This window comes from Vibrio sp. C8 (genome assembly GCF_054051265.1).
The window spans coordinates 145,258-167,344 of the sequence record NZ_JBPAOE010000002.1; the positions used below are offsets into that span (position 1 = coordinate 145,258).

The 22,087-nt window shown below is 39.7% G+C and carries 18 protein-coding genes and 1 pseudogene; 15 read left to right on the forward strand and 4 right to left on the reverse strand.

Annotation, left to right across the window (positions count from 1 at the left end; genetic code table 11):
• Positions 1–61 precede the first annotated feature (61 nt).
• On the forward strand, positions 62–1,024 hold the full coding sequence (locus ACRQQK_RS01555) for a LysR substrate-binding domain-containing protein (RefSeq protein ID WP_457509716.1): 963 nt from the start codon (positions 62–64) through the stop codon (positions 1,022–1,024).
• A gap of 245 nt (positions 1,025–1,269) precedes the next feature.
• Positions 1,270–1,821: a sugar O-acetyltransferase gene (locus ACRQQK_RS01560; RefSeq protein ID WP_457509718.1), complete on the forward strand. Its 552-nt coding sequence runs from the start codon at positions 1,270–1,272 to the stop codon at positions 1,819–1,821.
• Positions 1,822–2,060: 239 nt separating this feature from the next.
• On the opposite strand, the gene ACRQQK_RS01565 is transcribed toward ACRQQK_RS01560, so the two are convergent.
• On the reverse strand, positions 2,061–2,966 hold the full coding sequence (locus ACRQQK_RS01565) for a LysR substrate-binding domain-containing protein (protein ID WP_457509720.1): 906 nt from the start codon (positions 2,964–2,966) through the stop codon (positions 2,061–2,063).
• 115 nt (positions 2,967–3,081) lie between these two features.
• On the opposite strand from ACRQQK_RS01565, the gene ACRQQK_RS01570 reads away from it, so the two are divergent.
• From ACRQQK_RS01570 to ACRQQK_RS01580, 3 genes are all read left to right on the forward strand, one after another.
• Positions 3,082–3,666 carry a flavodoxin family protein gene (locus ACRQQK_RS01570; RefSeq protein ID WP_457509722.1) on the forward strand — a complete coding sequence of 195 codons (585 nt, stop codon included), beginning with the start codon at positions 3,082–3,084 and terminating at the stop codon, positions 3,664–3,666.
• A gap of 46 nt (positions 3,667–3,712) precedes the next feature.
• Positions 3,713–4,750 (forward strand): aldo/keto reductase, encoded by a 1,038-nt coding sequence (locus ACRQQK_RS01575; RefSeq protein WP_457509724.1) that lies wholly within the window; start codon positions 3,713–3,715, stop codon positions 4,748–4,750.
• Between the two features lie 67 nt (positions 4,751–4,817).
• On the forward strand, positions 4,818–5,108 hold the full coding sequence (locus ACRQQK_RS01580) for a DUF1330 domain-containing protein (protein ID WP_457509726.1): 291 nt from the start codon (positions 4,818–4,820) through the stop codon (positions 5,106–5,108).
• Positions 5,109–5,298: 190 nt separating this feature from the next.
• Here ACRQQK_RS01580 and ACRQQK_RS01585 read toward each other — a convergent pair.
• Positions 5,299–6,888: pseudogene (locus ACRQQK_RS01585) on the reverse strand (FAD-dependent oxidoreductase); the annotation flags it as partial.
• Positions 6,889–6,931: 43 nt separating this feature from the next.
• On the opposite strand from ACRQQK_RS01585, the gene ACRQQK_RS01590 reads away from it, so the two are divergent.
• From ACRQQK_RS01590 to ACRQQK_RS01630, 9 genes are all read left to right on the forward strand, one after another.
• Positions 6,932–8,557: a recombinase family protein gene (locus ACRQQK_RS01590; protein ID WP_042490435.1), complete on the forward strand. Its 1,626-nt coding sequence runs from the start codon at positions 6,932–6,934 to the stop codon at positions 8,555–8,557.
• Positions 8,558–9,097: 540 nt separating this feature from the next.
• Positions 9,098–9,577: a YehS family protein gene (locus ACRQQK_RS01595; protein WP_020329986.1), complete on the forward strand. Its 480-nt coding sequence runs from the start codon at positions 9,098–9,100 to the stop codon at positions 9,575–9,577.
• A gap of 618 nt (positions 9,578–10,195) precedes the next feature.
• On the forward strand, positions 10,196–12,448 hold the full coding sequence (locus ACRQQK_RS01600; protein ID WP_457509729.1) for a DUF2971 domain-containing protein: 2,253 nt from the start codon (positions 10,196–10,198) through the stop codon (positions 12,446–12,448).
• A gap of 414 nt (positions 12,449–12,862) precedes the next feature.
• Positions 12,863–13,162 carry a hypothetical protein gene (locus ACRQQK_RS01605; RefSeq protein ID WP_457509731.1) on the forward strand — a complete coding sequence of 100 codons (300 nt, stop codon included), beginning with the start codon at positions 12,863–12,865 and terminating at the stop codon, positions 13,160–13,162.
• Between the two features lie 200 nt (positions 13,163–13,362).
• Positions 13,363–14,337 carry a hypothetical protein gene (locus tag ACRQQK_RS01610; RefSeq protein WP_457509733.1) on the forward strand — a complete coding sequence of 325 codons (975 nt, stop codon included), beginning with the start codon at positions 13,363–13,365 and terminating at the stop codon, positions 14,335–14,337.
• A 35-nt stretch (positions 14,338–14,372) separates the two neighbouring features.
• Positions 14,373–14,891, forward strand: a complete 519-nt coding sequence (locus ACRQQK_RS01615; RefSeq protein ID WP_457509735.1) for a hypothetical protein — start codon at positions 14,373–14,375, stop codon at positions 14,889–14,891.
• 245 nt (positions 14,892–15,136) lie between these two features.
• Complete coding sequence (locus ACRQQK_RS01620) at positions 15,137–15,862, forward strand: NYN domain-containing protein (protein ID WP_438053896.1); 726 nt, start codon at positions 15,137–15,139, stop codon at positions 15,860–15,862.
• Positions 15,863–16,034: 172 nt separating this feature from the next.
• Positions 16,035–17,600: an ATP-dependent nuclease gene (locus ACRQQK_RS01625; RefSeq protein ID WP_457509737.1), complete on the forward strand. Its 1,566-nt coding sequence runs from the start codon at positions 16,035–16,037 to the stop codon at positions 17,598–17,600.
• Positions 17,585–18,607 carry a hypothetical protein gene (locus ACRQQK_RS01630; RefSeq protein ID WP_457509739.1) on the forward strand — a complete coding sequence of 341 codons (1,023 nt, stop codon included), beginning with the start codon at positions 17,585–17,587 and terminating at the stop codon, positions 18,605–18,607. Before ACRQQK_RS01625 ends, ACRQQK_RS01630 begins: the two co-directional genes overlap by 16 nt.
• A gap of 254 nt (positions 18,608–18,861) precedes the next feature.
• On the opposite strand, the gene ACRQQK_RS01635 is transcribed toward ACRQQK_RS01630, so the two are convergent.
• The gene (locus ACRQQK_RS01635) at positions 18,862–19,101 is read right to left on the reverse strand and encodes a helix-turn-helix domain-containing protein (RefSeq protein ID WP_457509741.1); all 240 of its coding nucleotides are present in this window, start codon (positions 19,099–19,101) and stop codon (positions 18,862–18,864) included.
• Positions 19,102–19,315: 214 nt separating this feature from the next.
• Between ACRQQK_RS01635 and ACRQQK_RS01640 the strand changes: the two genes are divergently transcribed.
• On the forward strand, positions 19,316–20,332 hold the full coding sequence (locus tag ACRQQK_RS01640) for an IS110 family RNA-guided transposase (protein WP_222789528.1): 1,017 nt from the start codon (positions 19,316–19,318) through the stop codon (positions 20,330–20,332).
• Positions 20,333–20,758: 426 nt separating this feature from the next.
• On the opposite strand, the gene ACRQQK_RS01645 is transcribed toward ACRQQK_RS01640, so the two are convergent.
• Positions 20,759–21,793, reverse strand: coding sequence for an IS110 family RNA-guided transposase (locus ACRQQK_RS01645; RefSeq protein WP_457509743.1), 1,035 nt, complete (start codon positions 21,791–21,793; stop codon positions 20,759–20,761).
• Positions 21,794–22,087 lie beyond the last annotated feature (294 nt).

Consider the following 22,087-nt stretch of genomic DNA (forward strand, 5'->3'; position numbering starts at 1 on the left):
TCGTGCAGTAACCGATAGTTTACAAACGATAGAAATTGCAATTGAGATAAGGAAATCTTAAGTGAAAGAGAAGTTACCGCCATTACGCTGGTTATATTATTTTTATGTGGCAGCCGAGAATGGAAGCTTTAAGGTGGCATCAGAGCAGCTATTTGTTACGGCTGCAGCGATAAGTCAACAAATCCGATTGCTTGAAGAATGGTTAGAATGTGAGCTTTTTGTTCGTCAGCACCGTAATGTGGAGTTGACTTCGGAAGGGCATATTTTGTTTGAATCAGTCAAACAAGGCTTTTCTCATATGTATGAGGGCATCCGAAAAATTAATCAGGATCCTACCCCAAATCAGCTTTCCATTTCTGTTCAGCCGACCTTTGCTCAGTACTGGTTAATTCCCAAAATTAAGCAGTTCCGTGCGCAGTATCCTCAATTATCTTTAATGATTGACCCAACCAATAGGTTAGTGAATTTTCAGAATGACTTAGTGGATATCAGTATTCGTCATGGAACTGGAAATTATGCTGATTGTGAGTCAGTTTGGTTGATGGATGAGGTTATTTATCCGGTATGTCATAAAAATTATCAGAAAGAAAAACAACTGTATGACCTTAGTGATCTCATTAAGGCCGATTTAATTGAAGAGATTTCACCAGATAAGGACTGGCCTAGCTGGTTAGAAACCATGAACTTACCCGTTGTTAATGCCTCTCTCCAATATGAGGGATCTCAATTCGTGATGGATGCAGCTCTAGCGGCTCAGGGAGTGGCATTGGTAAAACACAGTTTTGCTCAACGATATATTCAGGATGGACAGTTGGTTCGAATTGGCAATAAGGCAGTGAAATCCAGATACAGCTACTATCTGTGCTCACTTCGTAATCATGCCAATCGTGAGAAAAATAAGATATTTATGCAATGGATAAAGTCTGAGGTTGATGCGGTACAGAAGAACGACACCTCTGGGATCGATTTACGTGAGTTAAAGCCAGATGCCAATGGTGTGATTGAGTTTAAATCGCACAACTAATATGGACTACGAACAAATGAGCTAAACAAGTGTATGGCCAGCCGTATCCGTCACTCCTGACCATATTGAAGGATATTGCTGTTCGTTCAAGTTAATAGCCTTTGGAAACTAATCTTTCTTTCTTCCATTAACTCTTTGATTACCAGTTGAAGTGCCAGTAAAACAGTCGCATCATGGGTAAATCAAAAGCGGTTAGAAGCCGTCTTGAGAGCGTCGTGAGTCATTTGGTAGTGGAGTCCAAATTTATGTCAGAGAAAGAAAAAATGTTATCTGGTGAGCTTTATGACCCAAGTGATGATGAGTTATTAAAGCTTAGATTGAAAGCTAGATTACTCACAGAGGAATTGAATACAACCTCTGTTGAGTTTCGATGTAAACGTGTTGAAATAATTAAGAGCTTGTTTGGTACCACTGGCGACAATATCTATATTGAATCTACTTTCAACTGTGATTACGGCTCGAACATTCATGTAGGAGATAATTTTTATGCCAATTTCGGTTGCGTGATTTTGGATGTTGCAGAAGTAAAATTTGGTAAGAACTGTCTACTTGCGCCTCAAGTCGGAATTTATACCGCGACACATCCACTGGATCCAGTAGAGAGAAACAGTGGTTTAGAACTAGCACGTCCAATAACTATCGGTGACAACTGTTGGATAGGTGGTAATGCGGTTATCAATCCAGGTGTAACCCTTGGTGACAATGTAGTAGTAGCCTCTGGCGCAGTGGTAACCAAGAGTTTTGGTGATAACGTTGTAATTGGTGGCAATCCAGCAAAAGTAATAAAAGAAATCTGAAAACGGTCATAATTTACGTATAACAAGTGTTCACGGTTTCAATATACTTTTAAACGTTTAGAAGCATACCACTAAATCGTTAATCCACCCTGAATCAGCAAGAACTATGCTGACTTATTTTTGCCCCATTGTTTGTTAGCACTAGAATTTATTATCATCCATAAACTCACACTTTCATCGTTTGACCAAATTAGAAAAGGAACACCAGCTTAACTGAGGGAGTAAGTGAAGGACACCCACTAAACAAAATAGGGGCCGAGTACTTCTTCAAGCCATGCTTTAAAAAGACGGACTCTTTTTGATAGGTTGCGACGGTGCGCAACAACCAAATAAGCGACAAGTGGCTCAGGGCGAAGGTTCGGTAATATTTCCACCAAATCTCCTCTTTCTATATGAACCGCTAGAGTAGGTTGCCCTGCCTGAATAATCCCAAGACCCGCTAATCCGCACTCATGGTAAGTCTGTACATTATTTACCTGTACAGCTCCCGGTAATAGTATTGATTTGTAATCTTCTTTATCGGGATACTCCCAGCCGGCCAGTTCACCGCCAAAGTTTGAGTTGTAATGGACCATTTGATGTTCTTGGCTGATAAGGTCATTAAGTGTCTTTGGCGTGCCGTGTTTGCGCAAATAGTCGGGACTAGCTGCATTGATCATACGTAGTCTTCCTAATGGTAATGCGACTAATGTTTCATCAACAATGGAACCAAAACGGATAACACAATCAAAGCCTTCCCGTACTAAATCAACTCTACGGTCTGTACTGGAAAGTTCCAATTCGAGCTCTGGATGGGCTGAGATCAGTTGGGGAAGTGCTGGGACTACAACACTGCGAGCGAGTTCTGTCGACATGTCAACTCTCAACTTACCAGACAAAGCCGATTCTTTGCTGTCAAACATCGTTTTCAACTCTAGTGCCTCTGTCAAAAGATCGGAGGCACGGCTATAAAAGAGACGACCATCTTCAGTTAATTGAACACTACGAGTAGTTCTATGGAATAACGCAACCCCCAACTCCTTTTCTAAATCGCGTACAACAGTTGAAACTCGTCCTTTAGGGGTACCAAGAGTTTCAGCGGCTCGAGTAAAGCTGGTCATTTCAGCCACTCGGCAAAAGATAGTTAGGGTATTGAGATTTTTCATTGTTCTTAAAATGAATAACAGTACGTTAATTTTAGCTTACTTTATCCAAGCTTCATAAATCAATACGCTAGTTTCAGATGTCATCCAAACACAAATATCATAGAGGGCAATAATCATGAAACAGCACCACACTCCCACCAATATCGTCGTCATTTATCACTCTGGTTATGGACACACCAAACGAATGGCTGAGGCAGTCGCTGAAGGTTCGAGCGCAAAACTCATTAGCATTAACCAAGAAGGAGAGATTAATGATAAGGACTGGGAAGATCTAGTTAATGCGGACGCCATTATCTTTGGTTCCCCGACCTACATGGGTGGCCCCAGTTGGCAGTTCAAAAAGTTTGCAGATTCCTCTTCCAAAGCTTGGTTTCAAGGCCATTGGCAGAACAAAATCTTTGGAGGATTTACTAACAGCGCAAGTATCAATGGGGACAAACTCAACACCCTTAATTATTTCGTACTCCTTGCTGCACAGCACGGAGGTGTCTGGGTAACGATGGATATAAAACCTGCCAACCTTAAAAGCTCTGAACGGAATGACCTAAATTGGATGGGCTCTTACATCGCCCCTATGGGGCAAACACCGGCGGATGCTTCAACAGAAGAAATGTTTGCCGGGGATCTGGAAACAGCACGACTTTATGCTGCACGCGTGGCCTTAGTTGCTGAACGAATGAGGCTATCAGATTCTGAATAAATGTATTACGCCGAAATTCAGTAAACCTTAATGTGAGGACAAATTCATGAAGTACAATCTACTAGGCCAAACTGGTCTTTATGTTTCTGAGCTTTGTCTCGGTACCATGACCCTGGGTGGCAATAGTGATGCTGGTAAATGGTCAAATATCGGCAGCATAAAGCAAAATCAAGCCAATCAGTTGATAGAGCGCGCTTTAGAAGCTGGAGTGAATTTTATTGACACTGCTGACATATATTCTAACGGCCAGTCAGAGCGTATTGTTGGACAAGCACTCAAGCAACTCTCCGTACCTCGCGATGAAATTATTCTTGCGACCAAAACTGGTGGACTGATGGGACCAAAACCCAATCAAAAAGGTGCTTCACGGGCACATATCATGGATTCAGTTCAACGAAGCTTGGAGCGGCTACAACTGGATCATATTGATTTATACCAAATTCACGCCAGTGACCCTATCACTCCAATTGAGGAAACTCTTCGAGCATTAGACGATCTAACGCGTCAAGGTTTGGTTCGCTATGCAGGCGTTTCCAACTGGAATGCGGGACGCATCGGTAAAGCTATGGGGCTAAGTCAAGCACTTAATACCAGCCGAATTCAAACACTTCAGGCTTACTACTCTATTGCTGGGCGCGATATTGAAAGGGAGTTGTTGCCACTAGTCACTGAGGAGGAATTAGGTTTGTTGGTTTGGTCGCCACTAGCTGGCGGTTTATTATCCGGAAAATTCCGCCCCGGAGCACCAACGGAAGAAGGTTCGAGACGTAACAATTTTGATTTCCCTCCGGTGGAATTAGAGCGAGCTTGGGAATGTGTTGAAGAAATGCGAGCCATCGCAAAGACTAGAGGCGTTTCGGTTAGCCGTATTGCCTTAGCTTGGTTATTGAGTCGTACTGCTGTAACGAGCGTCATTATTGGAGTGAAACGTATGGAGCAACTAGAGGACAATCTGGGAGCTTGTAAGGTTACCTTAAGTCGCGATGAACTAGAGCGTCTTGATAATGTGAGTGCTCTACCTCCATATTACCCCGGTTGGATGATTACCCAGCAAAATGAGTACCGCCTACCTCCATCCAAATAGAGCTAAAAGAACAACAACACTTGCCATTTTATGGTTATAAATATTCAAAATATGTAGGAGAACGAAAATGTCTAAAGGTTACCTTATTGTACATCTCACCGTGACTGATGCCGATTTATATGCAGAATACGGTAAAGCAGCAGAAGAAGCCGTGAAAGCATTCAGCCCCAAAATTGTGGCTTGGTCTGGACAATATAAAAACCTAGAAGGAGAAGATCATCAAGAACATATGATTTTTGAATTTTCCTCTTTTGCCGAAGCTAAGCGTTTTTATCACAGCGATAGTTATCAATCTGCCAAGAAGTTACGAGAAAAGGCAGCCACCGGCACCTTTGTGCTTGTCGAAGGAAGCAATTAATTTCACTACTAGCTTGAAAGACAAGGTAATATTCCTTGCTGGATCCACTGCCACCACTGAGCTAGCAGATCTGGCTAGCTCATCTTGGTCCATAAACGAGCCGTTGTTCGACGCTGATTCGTGCTTTTCATACAAAAAAGCCAGCACCGAAGTGCTGGCCTTTATCTAGTTTATAGAAGCTAATGTTCTATTACGCTTTAGCAAACAGGTAAGTGCGGTAACCACCAAGTAGGTTACGTGCTTTATAGCCGTTATTCACTAGCTGACGGTATGCCACGTTGCCGCGCAGACCTACCTGACAGTAGATCACAATCTCTTTGTCTTTTGGTAGCTCATCCATACGTTGACGAAGTTGGTCAACAGGAATGTTAACTGCACCAGGTAGGTAACCATTTTGTAGTTCACCTGGGTTACGAACGTCTAACAACAGTTGGTCTTCGGTTAGGTTATCAATCTCATCAAAGTGAATTGCGGTTGAATCGCCTTTGATTAGGTTGTTCGCTACGAATGCCGCTTGGTTAATCACGTCTTTCGCACTGCCGTATGGTGGCGCGTAAGTCAGCTCTAAGTGTTGTAGCTGTTCTACTGTCATACCAGCACGTTGAGCAACAGCCATCACGTCGATACGTTTGTCGATACCATCTTTACCCACTGCTTGCGCACCGAAGATTTTGCCTGATTTTGGATCGAACAACATTTTGAACGATACCACTTCAGCGCCAGGGTAGTAGCTTGCATGGCTGGCGGTGTGTACGTACACTTTTTCGTACTCAACTCCGTCACGTTTTAGTTGCTTCTCGTTTTTACCAGTTGAAGCCACCGCTAGGTCAAAGATCTTACAAATCGCAGTACCTTGAGTACCTTGGTAAGTTTCGCTGCGACCAAGCATGTTATCTGCTGCCATACGGCCTTGACGGTTTGCAGGTCCTGCTAGAGGAACCATGGTTTGTTGACCAGTGACGAAGTCTTTCTCTTCGATAGCATCACCGACCGCATAAATAGATGGATCGCTGGTTTGCATGTATTCATTGGTGTAAATACCACCAAGCTCACCAATTTGCAGACCCGCTTCTGAAGCTAATTTAGTTTCAGGACGCACACCAATCGCCATGATCAGAATATCAGTGGTGAGTGTATCGCCATCGCTTAGCGTCAACTCAAGTTCACCATTAATGTGTTGGTGTTCTTTCTGACCCGAATCCATGCTTGCTAGTGCAGTTGTAGGTTTGAACTCAACGGCTTTAAGTGCTGTGCTAAGTCGTAAATCGATACCTTTTGCACGAATTTCTGCGTGAGCAAAACCAGCCATTTCACGGTCTACTGGCGTCATCACTTGGTCTGCCATTTCTAACAGCGTGGTTTTAATGCCTAGCTGGTGGAACGCTTCCATCATTTCCAAACCGATAAAACCACCACCCACAACTGTTGCGTGATCAACTTGGTTGGTATTAATGGTTTGGATAATTTTATCCATATCTGGAATATTGCGCAGTGAATGCGTCAATGGGTTATCTAACCCCGGAATTGGCGGAACAATCGGACCCGCACCTGGGCTTAGAAGCAGAAAATCATAGCTTTCTGTGTATTCAGTTTGATCGAGAAGATTACGCACAGTAATGGTTTTTTCTGCGCGATTAATGCGGAGCACTTCATTCATTACGCGAACATCAACGTTAAAGCGAGCTAAGAAACTCTCTGGCGTTTGAAGCAGAAGATTGCCGCGTTCTTTGATGTCTCCACCGATGTGATATGGCAATCCGCAGTTGGCGAAAGATAAATGTATGATAGGCTACATTTATAGATCTAGATTAAGGAACACCAAATTGAATCGATATCATTTATATCATCGAGTGAGCAAAGAGATTCAAGCCGTTGAAGGGCATGGTATACAGAGACAAGAACAGGGTAGTGAGCTTTGGATTCAACAGTACAATAAGCAACTTATTGCGATGGGGCAAGCTGGATTCGTCAGGGGGCAAGTGTACGAAGACCGAGGTAAAAGTGCTTATACCGCTGCGAATTTTAACAAGGGACAGCTTGGAGTTTTGATGGATGATATAAAAAACGGGGTGATTGCCAAAGGAGATTTAATTGTCATCGAATTGATAGATAGGTTTAGCCGAGCAGATACAGATTTTGTACGCAAAAAATTTCAAACTATTTTGGATGCAGGAGTAAAAATAGCAATTACTAAGTGGAACTTAGTTTTTGAAGAAAAAATGGCAGGTATCGAAGGTGTCTCAGCACGAATGCTTTTAGAAATCGGGATGTATTTAGCGAATCAAGAGTCCTCATTAAAGAGTGCTAGGATCAAAGCTAGTCGAAGATTAATGGAAAATACTGGAAAGAAATCAAATGCTAAAGGACCTTTTTGGTTAGCTCGAACGCCTGACTTAAAGTCGTACACTGTAATTGAAGAGAATGCAGAAATTGTAAGAACAATTTTTGACTTAAAGTTAAGGCATAACTTTGGAGCTAAGAAAATTGTAAAGCATTTTCAAAGTAGACAAATCCAGCGATATAAATATGACGATTCAGGTGTGCTTGTTAAGTCTTCACAGAATAGTGAACTCTCAGAGTCTACAGTGAATTTGCTGATTAGAAACCCGAATGTAATCGGTTTGCTAAACGATGAGCAATACTATCCGGCTATTGTAGATGAAAAAATCTACTACGCGGCACAGAAGAGAATTCATGCTAGTACGGGTGGAAGCGGTGATGTATTTAGAAACGTGTTTGTAAATATTGGCAAATGTGGTTGCTTGCTTAGAAGACAAAACAGCGAAGGACACACTGGTCTTGAAAAATGCGGTTATACGATGGCTTATGCGAGTAGAAAAGCGATTTCACCGTCGGCGGGCCAGTATTTAAAGTGTAATAATAAAAGGAAGACCAATAGATGTACTGCGAAAAACATTAATTACTATCTTGCACAAAATAAAGTTTATAACGTTCTACGAGCACTTAAGTATGATGAAGAACGTGCAATTGATACTGCTCATCTTGAAGAAAAGCTTAATCAAGTGCTAAAGAAATTAACAAAAATTCAAGAACTTATAGTTGAATACCCTAAAGATAGAAGCTGGAGGGAACAGTACGACAAACAGTGGCAGGCAAAAGAAAAAATTGAGTTCGAGATAAGAGACAGTAAATCTCGTATTAGCAGTAAGATATCAAGCCTAGATCTAGACTTTGAGATTGAAAAAGACAGAATTTTGTTTAATCAAATTTTGAAAGATAACAAAGTAACAATAGATTTTTGTGAAGATCATATGACGATAATTATTGGTTCATTAAATAATTTTTATATCAAATGTGGATATGAAGAAAATGAGCGAGATATATCGGAGATAGTTGAAAAAACAGCAAGTGGATATAGATTTGAGGGCATTGAACTGTTGAACAACAATGAATATGTAAGGCCGTATTTACCTATATCTAAATCCTGACCACTCTAAAATCTATTAGGGACAGAAGAGAAGTATTTTGAACTCACTTAACGTAGTGTCTAAAGCTGTTGGTTCGGATCAGTAAAACCAGTTAGGAAGAGGCAGTAATCGAGTGAACTTGTTACAGTGACGTACCTGACTTGACTACAACCCGCAGGTACTAGTTCTTGGATTACACTAAGACCCTTCTTAACTTTACCAAATGCCAACCATCACGCTGCTCGCCCCACTGATAATATTCCGCATTTTTTAGATACTATTGTCAAATACCCTCCTAGAACATAACGTCATATTAAAGTGTATAATCAACGCAATACCAAAGCCGCTGAAGAGCACCTTAAACACTAAACGCAACGCATAGTAAATATTGAATAGCCAACTAGTTCGAATAGGCCGTCTTATTTCTATTTTTTAACCTACCGAAGAAACGTGTTCTCTGTTAGAGTCACCGTCAACTACGCTATTGAATAAAGACACTCACAGATCGCATGTCATTGATGGATTTTTATTCACCCTTAGAACTCATTTTAGGAATCCCTAGTGACTAACAACGAAATTTTACGTCGTATCCAACACGCGTTAAACCTTAAAAACGCGCAGATAATGAAAGCTTTCGGGCAGGCCGAAGTCACTGTGGCTCACGATAAAGTGGCAAACTGGTTAAAAGATGAAAGCGACAAATCTTGCGTTAAGATGAAGGATCAAGAGTTAGCGGTATTCTTAAATGGCTTTATTAACCTCAAGCGAGGAAAAAAAGACGGCGAGCAACCTAAGCCAGAAGTCACGTTGACCAACAACATGATTCTCATGAAGCTGCGCATTGCGCTAGACATGAAAGCAGAAGATGTGTTGGACGTATTAGAAGTGGTTGGTACTAGTTTAAGTAAATACGAAATTGGTGCGTATTTCCGCAAGCCAAACAACAAGAACTACAAACAGTGTGAAGACCAACTGCTGTGCGACTTCTTAAATGGTGTGCAGTTTACCAATCGTCCCGATTCTGAAGAGTTTACTGGGTAATTTTTATCTCGAATCGAACGTGGTAATTGATTAAAAAAGCGAGAACCATTTTATTTGGCTACTCGCTTTTATCATGCTAAAGACCGATATTAGAGCTTCACAATCACGTCTACTCTTTGTCTTTCTTCAGTAGATACCTATCAAATCACGCTGAAATCTGGTCGGCTTTTAGAATCAAGACACACACCGCCCCTATGACCCTACCAAGATAAACCCAAGCTAAAACCTTAAGCCAGTTAGGGGCCACTATTCTGGTCAAGATGTTCCAGACATCTTGTAGTGATTAACTAAAACTGGCCACGTATATAGAGTTTCCCATGCTTTTGGTCATGCGTGCAGAGTCACGACTGACGCCATTGGTAACACGAATTTGCCCCTTTTCGAGCTAGAGTTTTTACTCACACGCATCCTGTGAATGCGTGTTTACCCTATGATAATTTATGCGAAGTAAGAATGTAGTCATAATGACTGCCATCTATCACTTAGTTGACGAACTTGCTCATACAATTAATTCTCAGTGTAGAAAATCAATCAAAAAGTGAGTATTAAGGAGTATAAGATTGAAACATTTATTTGAAATCGTATATCCTCGTTTTTATTACAGTTTTTAGGTGACTTATGGACTCTCAAGTAAAACAAGACTTCAAATATAAACGATTTTCTCGATTAGAATACTTGAGCAAAAGTGATTCGTGGGACGAGGATGAGTCCAATCTTGGTTTGTACTATTTTTTGTTAGAGAGCAAAGGAAAAACTACGGACACTGCCTTTAAAGAGATTTTAGCTATCAAAGGCGAACTAGCTTCCGCTTACAATTACTTGGGAGATGTTGCATTTAAACTTTTCGAAGAAAGAACAGATCGTGACATTCCAACATACTACTATGAACTAGCATTGAAGTTCTCAGAAACTAATTCACATTCGTATTGGGGGTTGTATTGTTCAACGCATGACCCCCGACACTTTTTCCAAAGTATTGTCATTGACTACAAGTTGGAAGAATTTCAAAAGATAACAAATAAAATGTATTCAGTTTATCCAACTTACTTGGTAGAAGCTGAATTTAGTCAAAACGATTGGAAACTTCTAAAATCTATTTGCTTAGATGAAAGAATCGAACATCAAAATGATATCCTATTAATCTGTTATTTTCACCTCGGATTGTTTGATAATGGTGTTAACCTTCTTATGTCTGAAGACTATGCATCTCGAGAAGTTGTTAAGTTATATCAAATCCACGGGCATATAGATGAAGAAACATTTTTAAGCAAAATAAGTTATTATGAAAGAGTAAAATTAGTAGGCACTGCTGAACTGGCTTATGAAGAGATTAAGAAAGAGGCTAAGAAAGGTCAAGCTAACCCAACTCAAGAAATGATAATTAAGTATGCATTCGAAGCAAATGCATATAATGACGTAATTGATTTAGTTGAAGGTAAATGTAAAAAAGACAAACATCATTTCTCGCCAAACGTTTTAAAATTATATCATTTGATATCTTCTCTTTATCTCGGTTTACCATTAAGAGACGATTTTGAGAAGGATATTAATAGTAATAACTACTTTGGTGATATTCGCTCAGAAGATGAGAAGCTGTCGCTCTCTTTATACCTTGTATATTTGATTCTGAAGAATATTAACAAGCTCGAATCTCTACTTGTTAAGCGAGATGAATTACATGAGTTAACACATTACGCTTTATATAAAGACATTAAAGCGAATCTTAGTCATGAGTGTCTAATCAGTCACTACTTATACAATTCTTTGGTTGATAATCTACAGGGACTAAAGGAACGTTGGCATAGGAAGCAAGTTGAGTATAAGTTAAAGTCCGTTAGAAACGAGCAGCTAGCACCAGAAGTAATAGCTGGTCTTTTAATGGACAAAGGCGAATACAGAGAAGCATTGAATATTCTCTCTGGTTTAAAACCGACGATGTCTGTTAATAATCTACTTGGAGTATGCTTTGAACACATTGGTGATTGGAACTCTGCATTAGAACACTCCAAACTTGCATTGGAGGCAATGCTATCTAGTGGAGAAAAAAACAATACTATTATTAATAACTATCTCTACTGCTTGCATAAGTCTGGTAACTCGATTGATAAAGAACAATATGAAAGCTATGTTGAGCTATTCAATCAAAGTTTAACCGAAGGCTTCTTGCCTCATGTGTTTTTGCATGACAATGGTAATTCACTATTCAAGTATTACCCTTTCAACAACTTCACATTGGATGCTTTAGTTAATGGGTATTTTTATCTAGCATCAGCAGAACAACTAAATGATCCACTTGAGCTTCCATACGAAGATCTAACCAAGGATAAAGAGTTTGTTGTACTTAGACCTAACTTTCGGTTGAGTTCATTTTCACACAATGAAAACTCAATGCTCATGTGGTCTCATTATGCTGAGAATCACACTGGCTTGATGATTGAATATTGCTTTGAAGGCAATCTACCTGAAGGGGTTGGGATAGAAAAAATACAATATCTTCACGCAGAAGAAAGATTTATGGAAAAAGATAAGTATCTTTTTAACCAGTATATGTTAATTAAAAACAAAGACTGGAATTACGAGAAAGAAGTAAGATTATTTGGATATAAAAGAGATAAGGTTTATTATGAAAAGCTGCCCTATCCAAAGCGCTCAAGTCATGCTGCTGCTTATGTTAAAAGTATTACTGTTGGTTACAGGTTTCCAGAAAGTACGATTAAACTAGTACAAAGCATTATCTCTACTTTGAATGAAAGCCGCAATAAAAGCTTACCTAAGATTATATTGAGAAGAGCAAAACTTTCAAATAACAATTTCTTCGATCTTGAGTACGAAGAAATAGGCTTGGACTCAGGCAAAAATATTGGACTTTAGAGGAAGTGACCTGTCATACCTCTAGCTATCTATGAATTGCTAATTTCTGCCCATCTTCGAGTCAGCTTGATCTGAGCTGACTCATTTGTGCCCCTCTATCCGTTAGACCTTTTACTCGGTCATATATTGTTAACCTGATTTTTTCCTACTCAAACTTATCCGATTGAATTAACAAACTAGCATTCCCATTTTTAGGTGACATTTTGCAGCTTAGTATCCCTTAAAGTGATTTAACTTATTGATTATTAATTGATACGGTATGGCTAAGAGTGCATTATGTAAGAATAAAGACAGAGATCTGTCGGCTAATAAGCGTTATGTGTATTTAAGTCAACTTACCCCTTGGGAAATGATATACCGTCCCCTATATCAGTAATGTCGAGTAAAACACCATTACAATAAAAAGGGGTTATTATGTCAACAACTACTGATTTCGACTCATGGGTAGACGCAGCAGATCCAGACGGATTTGAAGAGGTATACGCGCTTTATCAAGCGGTATCAGATCGTGACGATGTAGGCTTGTTCAAATGCGAAGAAAAGAATGGCAGATTTTTTGTGACGGCTGGTCACGTTGAAGATACTCTATTGTTAGCGTCTGACGAAGCTTATGACTACTTTCTAATTTACATCGAGAAACGCTTTGATATTGGGAGTGTTGGCGATATGGAAAGTTGGTATGGTTATCAACGTGCTATGGCGAAAGATGATTAACAATTGTTTATATCATATTTCTGTTGGAGTAACCTGCATAAAAACTACACATAATAAACGGTTCAAGAGGGACTACCAACGCTTGGCGGTTTTAGTTCAAATTGGTTTTAGTGGTTAAGGTGCTATTTGGGGTTTTGTGTAATGCGCTGTTAGCCCCTTAACCGAGCGTTATGTTTTTATCAGACTTTAGAGGTAATTGTATGGCTAAAGAGCTACGAGTAAGGTCTCAAATGTTAAACCCAGAAACGGGAAAGTTTATTAAAGCTATTGATGAAAGGGACTTATCAGACTTTTTAGCTTTAATTGCTCCAAGAAAGGAGGTTGGAATAGTACATATTCCAGATATGACTCCTGCAATTCTTGAGGTGAAAAAGCATGTTGAATACTTGTTTGAACGAAAAGAAAAAACAGAACTGTCAATAACTCACAGTGTGATATTTAATCTTTGGAATAAAGCCAAAGTATCTAAAAAAGAAACTGTTAAAGAGAAATTGAATATCGAGGTTTTAAAAGAATCTGAAAAAGCGCTGAATTTAATACACACTAGAATTCCAGACTTGAAACGTAACTACTTGTCACCGAAAATTAGACCGAATGATTGGGGCTATGAACAAAACTTAGAACAATCACTTGAAGCCTTATTAGCAGAAGTGCAAGTATTTATTGAGATTGTTCTTTGTCATATTCATTCATCTGCCATCATAGAACCTAGTCTAGTCAGTGAACCTTCGGTACTTGAACATTGTCAAGCAATGTATTCATTGCTTGAAGAATGCCTCCGGAATGAGGCAGATGTAAGCGTCCATAAACAGATAAATATAAGCAAACAATCATTTATATATCAATGCTGTTTGAAGAATGATTTAGATCTAAATCCTATAGCTTTATTGTATTTGTTAGGGATTCCTCAAACGCAACAAGATATTATCAACAAAATTATTTCCTCATCTACTCGTGAACGTCGTTACGATAATCTGAATCGTGCATACGATGTTAACGTTATTGAATGGGAGGATGCTAACACAAATAAGACAAACAGAGCGCGAAAGATTATCAAGCTAATGCAACAGTTAGTCGGTATATTAAGTCTGTTTGAGACATTCGAAAACAATGATGTCGAATATGATGAATATTCCAATGCATTTGAAGAAATCAAACAAATTGTGAGCAAATAAACACAATTTGGCGTTAGGTATCCCATGAGGCGTAAATGGAAATAATTTTAGCGATTGCAACTTTACTTGGTGGGATTACCGCACTTTGGTTCTTTAGGGATAAGGTTATAGATATCGCTCATGAGAGCAGTAAAGTAAATACCCATGATTTGGAATTATTCGAACAATATAAAAGTATGTTTGTAACGACAGGGGTTGCCGAGTTTTATAGACAACATGACTTTTTGGCACAGTTCTCCGAAGATTATTGGCGACCTTTATCTAGATATGTAGACACTTGGTATAAGCCCGACTATGAGTTTTCCAATAGTAAACTTAGAAAGAAGCATAAGACGCTTTACGCAGCAGCAGAAAAATTAGGGATAACTATTGCTGGCAACACGGTAACAATAGCGCCAACGTACAAAATGCGTTCAGTACGTCCGGATAACCTTGCCTTTGAACCAATACCAAACCACATAAAAGAAGATGCAAAAGAGATTAACAGTCTAATCCCTGCATTTATAAAAGCTCACGATGATTTCGTTAAATTGGGTAATCGGGAGTTGTACTAAAAGATGCCATACAAACGTTTAATGTTTCAAGATACTTTTTTCTAATCCAAATTTAGCACGTTAGGTTAGGATACATACTCTAACGTGTTTATGTCCATCTTCGTTTCAGTCAGGTCTGGCTGAAACATTTCTGCTCCTTTTCAATTTGGCATTGTTTCTCGTATCACTTTTCATGCTTCGTTATTGCCTAAATTTTTGTAATGCTATAAACCTAGAATATGCCACTGATTTAGTACGAGAACTGTATGCAAGAAAAAGAGAAAATCGCATTGTTCATAGATGCTGATAATGCACCCGCCCCAAAAATAGATAAGGTCCTATCAGAGTTAGCACGATACGGTGTAGTTAATATAAGGAAAGCATACGGAAACTGGACGAATCCCACTCTAAAGTCTTGGCAAGAAGTTCTCCACGAGTTTGCAATTCAGCCCATTCAGCAGTTTGATCTTACAAAAGGCAAAAACGCTACAGATATGGCATTAGTCATAGACGTGATGGACATACTGTATACTAAAGATATTGATGTTATATGCTTAGTTTCGTCTGATAGTGATTTTACTCCATTAGTTACAAGAGCACTTGCGGATGGAAAATTTGTTATCGGTTTTGGCGAGCGTAAAGCTGCTTTGCCATTTGTAAATAGTTGTTCACGTTTCTTATATCTAGACGATGAAAAGGAAGAACAACCAGTACAGAAACAAACTAGAAGTATCAAAGGTGATACGCGCCTAATTAACCTCTTAAGACAAGCCATAGAAGCTGTGGGAGACGATGACGGGTGGGCGATGCTCGGTCCTATAGGTACGCATATATCCAATCACGCTTCATTTGATCAAAGAAACTACGGATTTAAAAAGCTAAGTGACCTTTTTCAAGCAATAGACCTTTTTGAAATGAAAAAGACGAATGGTTCTGTTCTTTGGGTTCGAGACAAAAAGAAGACAAAGACATTGGCAAATAAGGTGAACTAATCTTAAGAAGTGTTTGCCCCAAAACGTGCTAGCAACAGGTAAGAAATCCTTACCCGTTGGCCCATCTTTGTTCCTATCAAAGTTGTAACTCGTGATTGCAACTGCATTCCTATCACTATGAAGTCTATACAATATTTTAGTTAATAATTTCCATCATTAGGCGAGCACTGTAATGACGCATATTTTGAAGGCAAAAATCAAAAACTTTAAGAAATTCCGTGAGTATGAGATCTATTTTGATCCAAAAAGAAACATTCTGGTTGGAGATAATGAAGCAGGAAAGAGCACTATATTAACGGCTATTGAGCTTGTATTGAGTGGCAGTAGAAGCAAGGTAGAAAGCTTGGGGGTTGAAGCTTTGCTTAATGCCAGTGCTGTTTCAGAATTTCTCGCGGGTGAGAAAAATATAGACCTCCTTCCTAGCCTTCATATTGAATTATTTCTAAACGACGCAGATAACCCAGACCTCAACGGTAGAAACAACAGTGATGGAACTTATGCTGATGGGCTTCAATTGATCTGTGAGCCGAACGAAGATTTAAGCGCGGAGATACGGCAAGTTTTGGATGCTGAAGGTGATAACTTTCCATTCGAATTTTACGTCTCCAAATTTATTACTTTCAGTGGGGACGCATACTCCAGTTATCGGAAGTTTTTGCGCTTTTTGTCTATTGACAGCACTCAAATAAACAACGAGTACGCAAATAGTCAGTATGTAAAAGCCATGTATGAAGCGACCGTGGATCAACCTATCCGTTACAGTCTAATGAATGAATATAGACAGCAAAAAAATGCCTTCAGGGATACTAAACTAAATGTGATCAATGATGATTTAGAAGGGTACGATTTTGCTATCCGCTCCGGCTCAAAGTTCAATTTGGAAACTGATCTCACCCTTACAGAAGAAGGGATACCCATTGAAAACCGTGGTAAGGGAAAACAATGCTTTATTAAGACTGCATTCGCATTGAGAGAGCGTGATGAAGGCAAGACAATAGATGTCTTATTATTAGAAGAACCTGAGAATCACCTTAGCCACACCAGCATGTATAAGCTAATTGGTCAGGTAGAGAAAGCTCATGATAATCAGGTCATAATTGCTACTCATAGCAGCCTAATCAGCTCAAGGTTAGACTTAAGAAATTCGATCTTACTGAATAGTGCAGCCACCAAACCAGCTACCCTGACAGACCTCACTAAGGAGACAGCTAAGTTTTTTGCTAAAGCTCCTAATCATAACATCCTAGAGCATGTCCTTTCTGAAAAAGTCATTCTTGTTGAGGGTGACGCGGAATATATTCTAATGGAGTGCTTATACGAGCGTACTAAAGGTCATCCACCAAGCGAGGATGGCGTCCATATCATATCAGTTGGCGGTACTAGCTTTAAACGATATATGGAAGTTTCTAAGCTGCTGAGCATTAGGACAGCGGTGATCCGTGATAATGATAGTGACTATCAGAAAAACTGTGTAGATAATTATCATGATTATCAGGCAAATTGCATAGTTGTATGTGCTGACACAGATAACACAAGGACAACTTTTGAAATATGCATGTATCAAGATAATAAAGAAATCTGCGACGACTTGTTTTCAGGAGGAAAGATTCAATTAAAGCCGCAAGAGTATATGCTGAAGAACAAAACTACCGCAGCATTTAGGTTACTTGACGAGAAGGCGAATGAAATCACGGTACCTCCTTACATTAGAGAGGCTATTGAATGGATAAGCGAGTAGTACTAGCAGTCGCAGGATCGGGCAAAACACAACATATAATTGATAAATTGGACATAAATAGTCGTGCGCTGATTGTTACTTACACAGTTAATAATACTACTAATCTTAAGAAACGAATTTTAAGCAAATTTGGGGTCATGCCTAAAGGTGTACGTGTTTATACCTATTTCTCATTCCTCTTATCGTTTTGCGTGCGACCAATAGTTGGTAACGACATGAAGATAAAAGGGGTTAGCTATAGTGAACCACCTAGATTTGCGAAACGCAACACTCATGGGCATTACGCTAGTCAAGCAGACCGACTTTACCATAATCGTATTGCGAAGATGATGATTGATTGTGATGGTGTGTCTGACATTACTAGGCGTATTAAAAAGTACTTTGATTTCTTCTGCGTAGATGAAGTTCAAGATTTCGCAGCTAATGACTTCAACTTACTTTGTCAGTTCTCGAATATGGATGTGGAGGTATTATTCGTTGGTGACTTTTTCCAACATACTTTTGATACTAGCCGAGATGGTAATATTCAAAAAAATCTACATAACAACTATGAAGCATATCTTACCAAGTTAAAAGATGCAGGATACACAATCGACTTAGATACACTCTCCCACAGTCATAGATGTAGCCCAACAGTTTGCAGATTTGTTACCGAGCAAATTGGCATCATAATAAGCTCCCATCGACAAGATGAGGTTAATATTGCCCTAATTGACGATACTGAACAAATTGAGAGGTTATTCTCCGACGATTCCATCGTTAAATTGTTTTTTAAAGAAAGCTACAAGTACGTTGGAAGGACTGACAATTGGGGAAATACAAAAGGCTTGGATGACTTCGCTGATATCTGCATAGTTCTAAACCAGACCACATACACAGCCTATACAAAAGGGCGATTGGCTACTTTGGCACCCTCGACGTTAAATAAGCTATACGTGGCTTGTACAAGAGCTAAAGGTAATGTGTATTTTGTCTCACAACGTTTGTTAGACAAGTATAAATGTTAAATCAGCCCTGTCTTTTGACCTAAAGGCCGAGTTAGCGCTTTGTACTTAACTCATTTCTGTCCATCTCCGTTTCAGCCTGTTTGGGCATAAACATTCTGCCCAAACGTGTTTTGGATGTGGTTCTTAAAGTGCGGGTCGGATTTTACGAACCGAGAAAGATGAAAATGGTTAGAGACAAAGCCGTTAGAAGATTTCTAGCGGCTTACTGCTTGAATGATCGAGCATGAGCATGAAAGTCTCACTTATAATGCTACTCACCATTCTTCAATGCTCCCTTTAGCTTCAGTAATGTTTGTGCCTTTTGGCACAATATGCATTTCTAGCCCGTTTATTGATAGAAACTTGAAGAGGGTTTCTATTGTGGATTTTGCAGGGTTACTTTCAAAACTAGATACTGTTGCTTGTCGCAGGCCAAGATCGGTTTGCTTTAAACCACTTTCCTTCCGAGCTTCGCGTATCGCACTGCCGATGGCTTTCGGTGTATTAACTAGCATTCTGTCCCCCTCAGTTAGAAATGGAGATATTACGCAATATATACGCCATAGAGTATATTTAAATATTATACGCTAATCAGTATATAAGCAAAGTTTCTGGCTCACTTTTGTCCATCTTCGAGTCAGCTTGATCTGGCTGAAACATTAATTAGATGGTACGCCCCTCCATTCCACTAAACTCGATAGTATTGAGGAAAGGGAAAAGGTGACCATCATGCTCAACACACATATTATCGGCATCGACTTAGCAAAACATGTTTTTCATCTTGTCGGCCACGATTTATCTGGTCGAGAGACTTTCCGCAAAAAATTAACCAGGCAGAAAACACTGCAATTACTCTCGGTTCATGAGCCAGTTATCGTAGCAATGGAGTCATGCGGAGGGTGCCATTGGTTTGCTCGAAAATGTCAGGAATATGGTCATCAAGTTAAGCTGCTCCCTGCACAATATGTAAAGCCTTACGTCAAAACGAACAAGAACGACTTTATTGATGCTGATGCAATAGCAGAAGCTGCTATGCGACCTAAGATGAGGTTTGTTTCGCCAAAGAGTGAGCAAGCACAGGTAGCTATAGCAATCCGTAGGATCCGGTCTGGTTATATTAAAGAACGAACTGCTTGTATGAATCGAATAGGTTCTATGCTTCTTGAATTTGGTATCAGCTTTCCCCGTGGCCATCATTACATGAAAGGGCTTTTTCAGTGGTTGGCTGATAAAAAAGAGTCTGTACCGCCACTCTTGATTCAGGAATTAAGACAGCAATTAGATTATTACAATCTCTTAAACCAATGGATAAAAGAGCAAGAGAAGAAACTTGAACAGCTTAATGAAGGAAATGAACTCATGGGCTTATTGCAAAGTGTTCCTGGCATAGGACCTATGACGGCTTCTTGCTGCTTGTCGGCGGTAAATGATCCACAAGATTTTTCAAATGGAAGGAACTTTGCTGCGTGGATTGGTTTAGTACCTTATCAGTATTCAACAGGGGGTAAACCTCGAATGCTTGGTATCTCAAAGCGTGGAAACAAAGAACTGAGAGAGCTGTTCATTCATGCTGCGAGGTCAATTCTATGGCGAGATTCCTCAGTAGAGCGATACTTTGGCCCTTGGTTAGCTGAATTGAAACGCAGGAAACCGTTTAATGTGGCTGTTGTGGCACTGGCTAATAAATTGGCCCGAATATCTTGGTCAGTTATGGCGACACGAAAACCGTTTGAAGTAAGAATTTAAACCAAGTTTGCAAATGATAATGAAAGATGACAAGACGGTCAGACCACCAGATTGAAGACCTGAGGGGCAAAACAGCAACTTAAGTAGTGTTTTCACGTTTATGAGGACAATCTGGCGCGGATCTCATCGTAGAGCTGGGACTAATGGCAGTCTCAAATAGACTCTGAATACATATATGGTCTCCCCCGTTTGTGCAAGTCGCATTTTGATGAAAGGGACAAGTTAGCGGTCATATATTCGGTCTCGTACTAAGAAGCATACGCTTCGGACCTCGATGAATTAATCGCCCGTACCATCCTTACTTATCATTAGCTCGGATTCTTAGTCCGATATATTCATCAGGTTTTGGGTACGTCGGTTTGACCTGTATTTCATCTTCAGTGCTAATTACACAAATATGGTTAGCTTCTACAAAAGCCTTTAGAGTTAGCCAGCTATCAATTTTTCCATTGTTCTATATTCCTGTTTTTTAGTGACGATTGCCCATGCCATCCTAATCATCTTATTCGCAAAAGCGATCACTGCACGATTGAAGCCCCGATGTTCGACTAATCGATTTATCCAAAGACTGAGACAGTCAATTTTATTTTTAGCGTGAGCTACAACAGCTCGTGCTCCATTGACAACAAGGGAGCGAAGATGAGAATTTCCACGTTTACTGATTCCAAGTAAAACCGTTTTCCCACCTGTACTATTTTGCCTAGGAACTAATCCTAAAGCTGCCGAAGCATCCCGACCACGCTTAAACTGTTTTCCGTCGCCAATCCAGGATTTTAAAGAGATACTTACAATAGAACCAATTCCTGGCATCGAAATTAATCGTTGGCATGTATCATCGTCTTTGACCGTGGATTCGATATATATCTGATGGAATTGTAATTCTTCTTCTATATCTAATAATCTCGAGTATTGACGATTTAGAAACTGACGAAAAATATCGGTCAATCCATTGCCAGCATCTTCTAATATTAGAGGGATTTCCTTTCTAACTGCGGCTGCACTTTTCGCAATAACGATTCCGTATTCACTTAGAAGACCACGAATATGATTAATCAACCTTGTTCTTTCAACAATTAAAAGTCGGCGCATATGAAGAATACTTTGCTCGTCTTGCTGTTCAACGGTCTTGATGGCTACAGGACGAATCGCCCCATGTTGTGCCGCTTCCGCTATAGCTTGAGCATCATTGTAATCATTTTTCTGGCCTCTCAAATACCCTTTGACATGTTGAGGAGGTAACAACTGAACTTCATGTCCCATTTTTTGAATTTCTCGTCCCCAATAATGGGCAGAAGAGCATGCTTCCATAGCAACGACTGATTGCTCGAAATTTGCTAAGTATGGTAGTACCTGATTTCTAGTAAGTTTTTTTCGAGTTATTCTCTTTCCGTGCTCATTAAGAACTACGAAATAGAAGCTATTTTTTGCTAGATCGATTCCTATTGTTGTTCGCTTAATCATGGTCTTCTCCTTATACATTCAAATAGAATTACTTTCTATTTTGGCGCAGATGACGCCGTTTAGTGGGAGGGGGAGACCATTTCATCATTAGCGCAAACCAACTCCGTTATTTGGATTTTTCACTTGCAAAACGGGGCGTATCATACATTTTGCCCCAAAGCGTGTCAGCCTAAGATTTAGGACACATTTCTTTTGTCATCATTTGACCTATTTTTTCGGTTCTTCTCCGGTTACATGAGCTTGACAGATGGATAAAAGATTGAGGATGTCTCTGGGACAGAGATTTGTTTAATC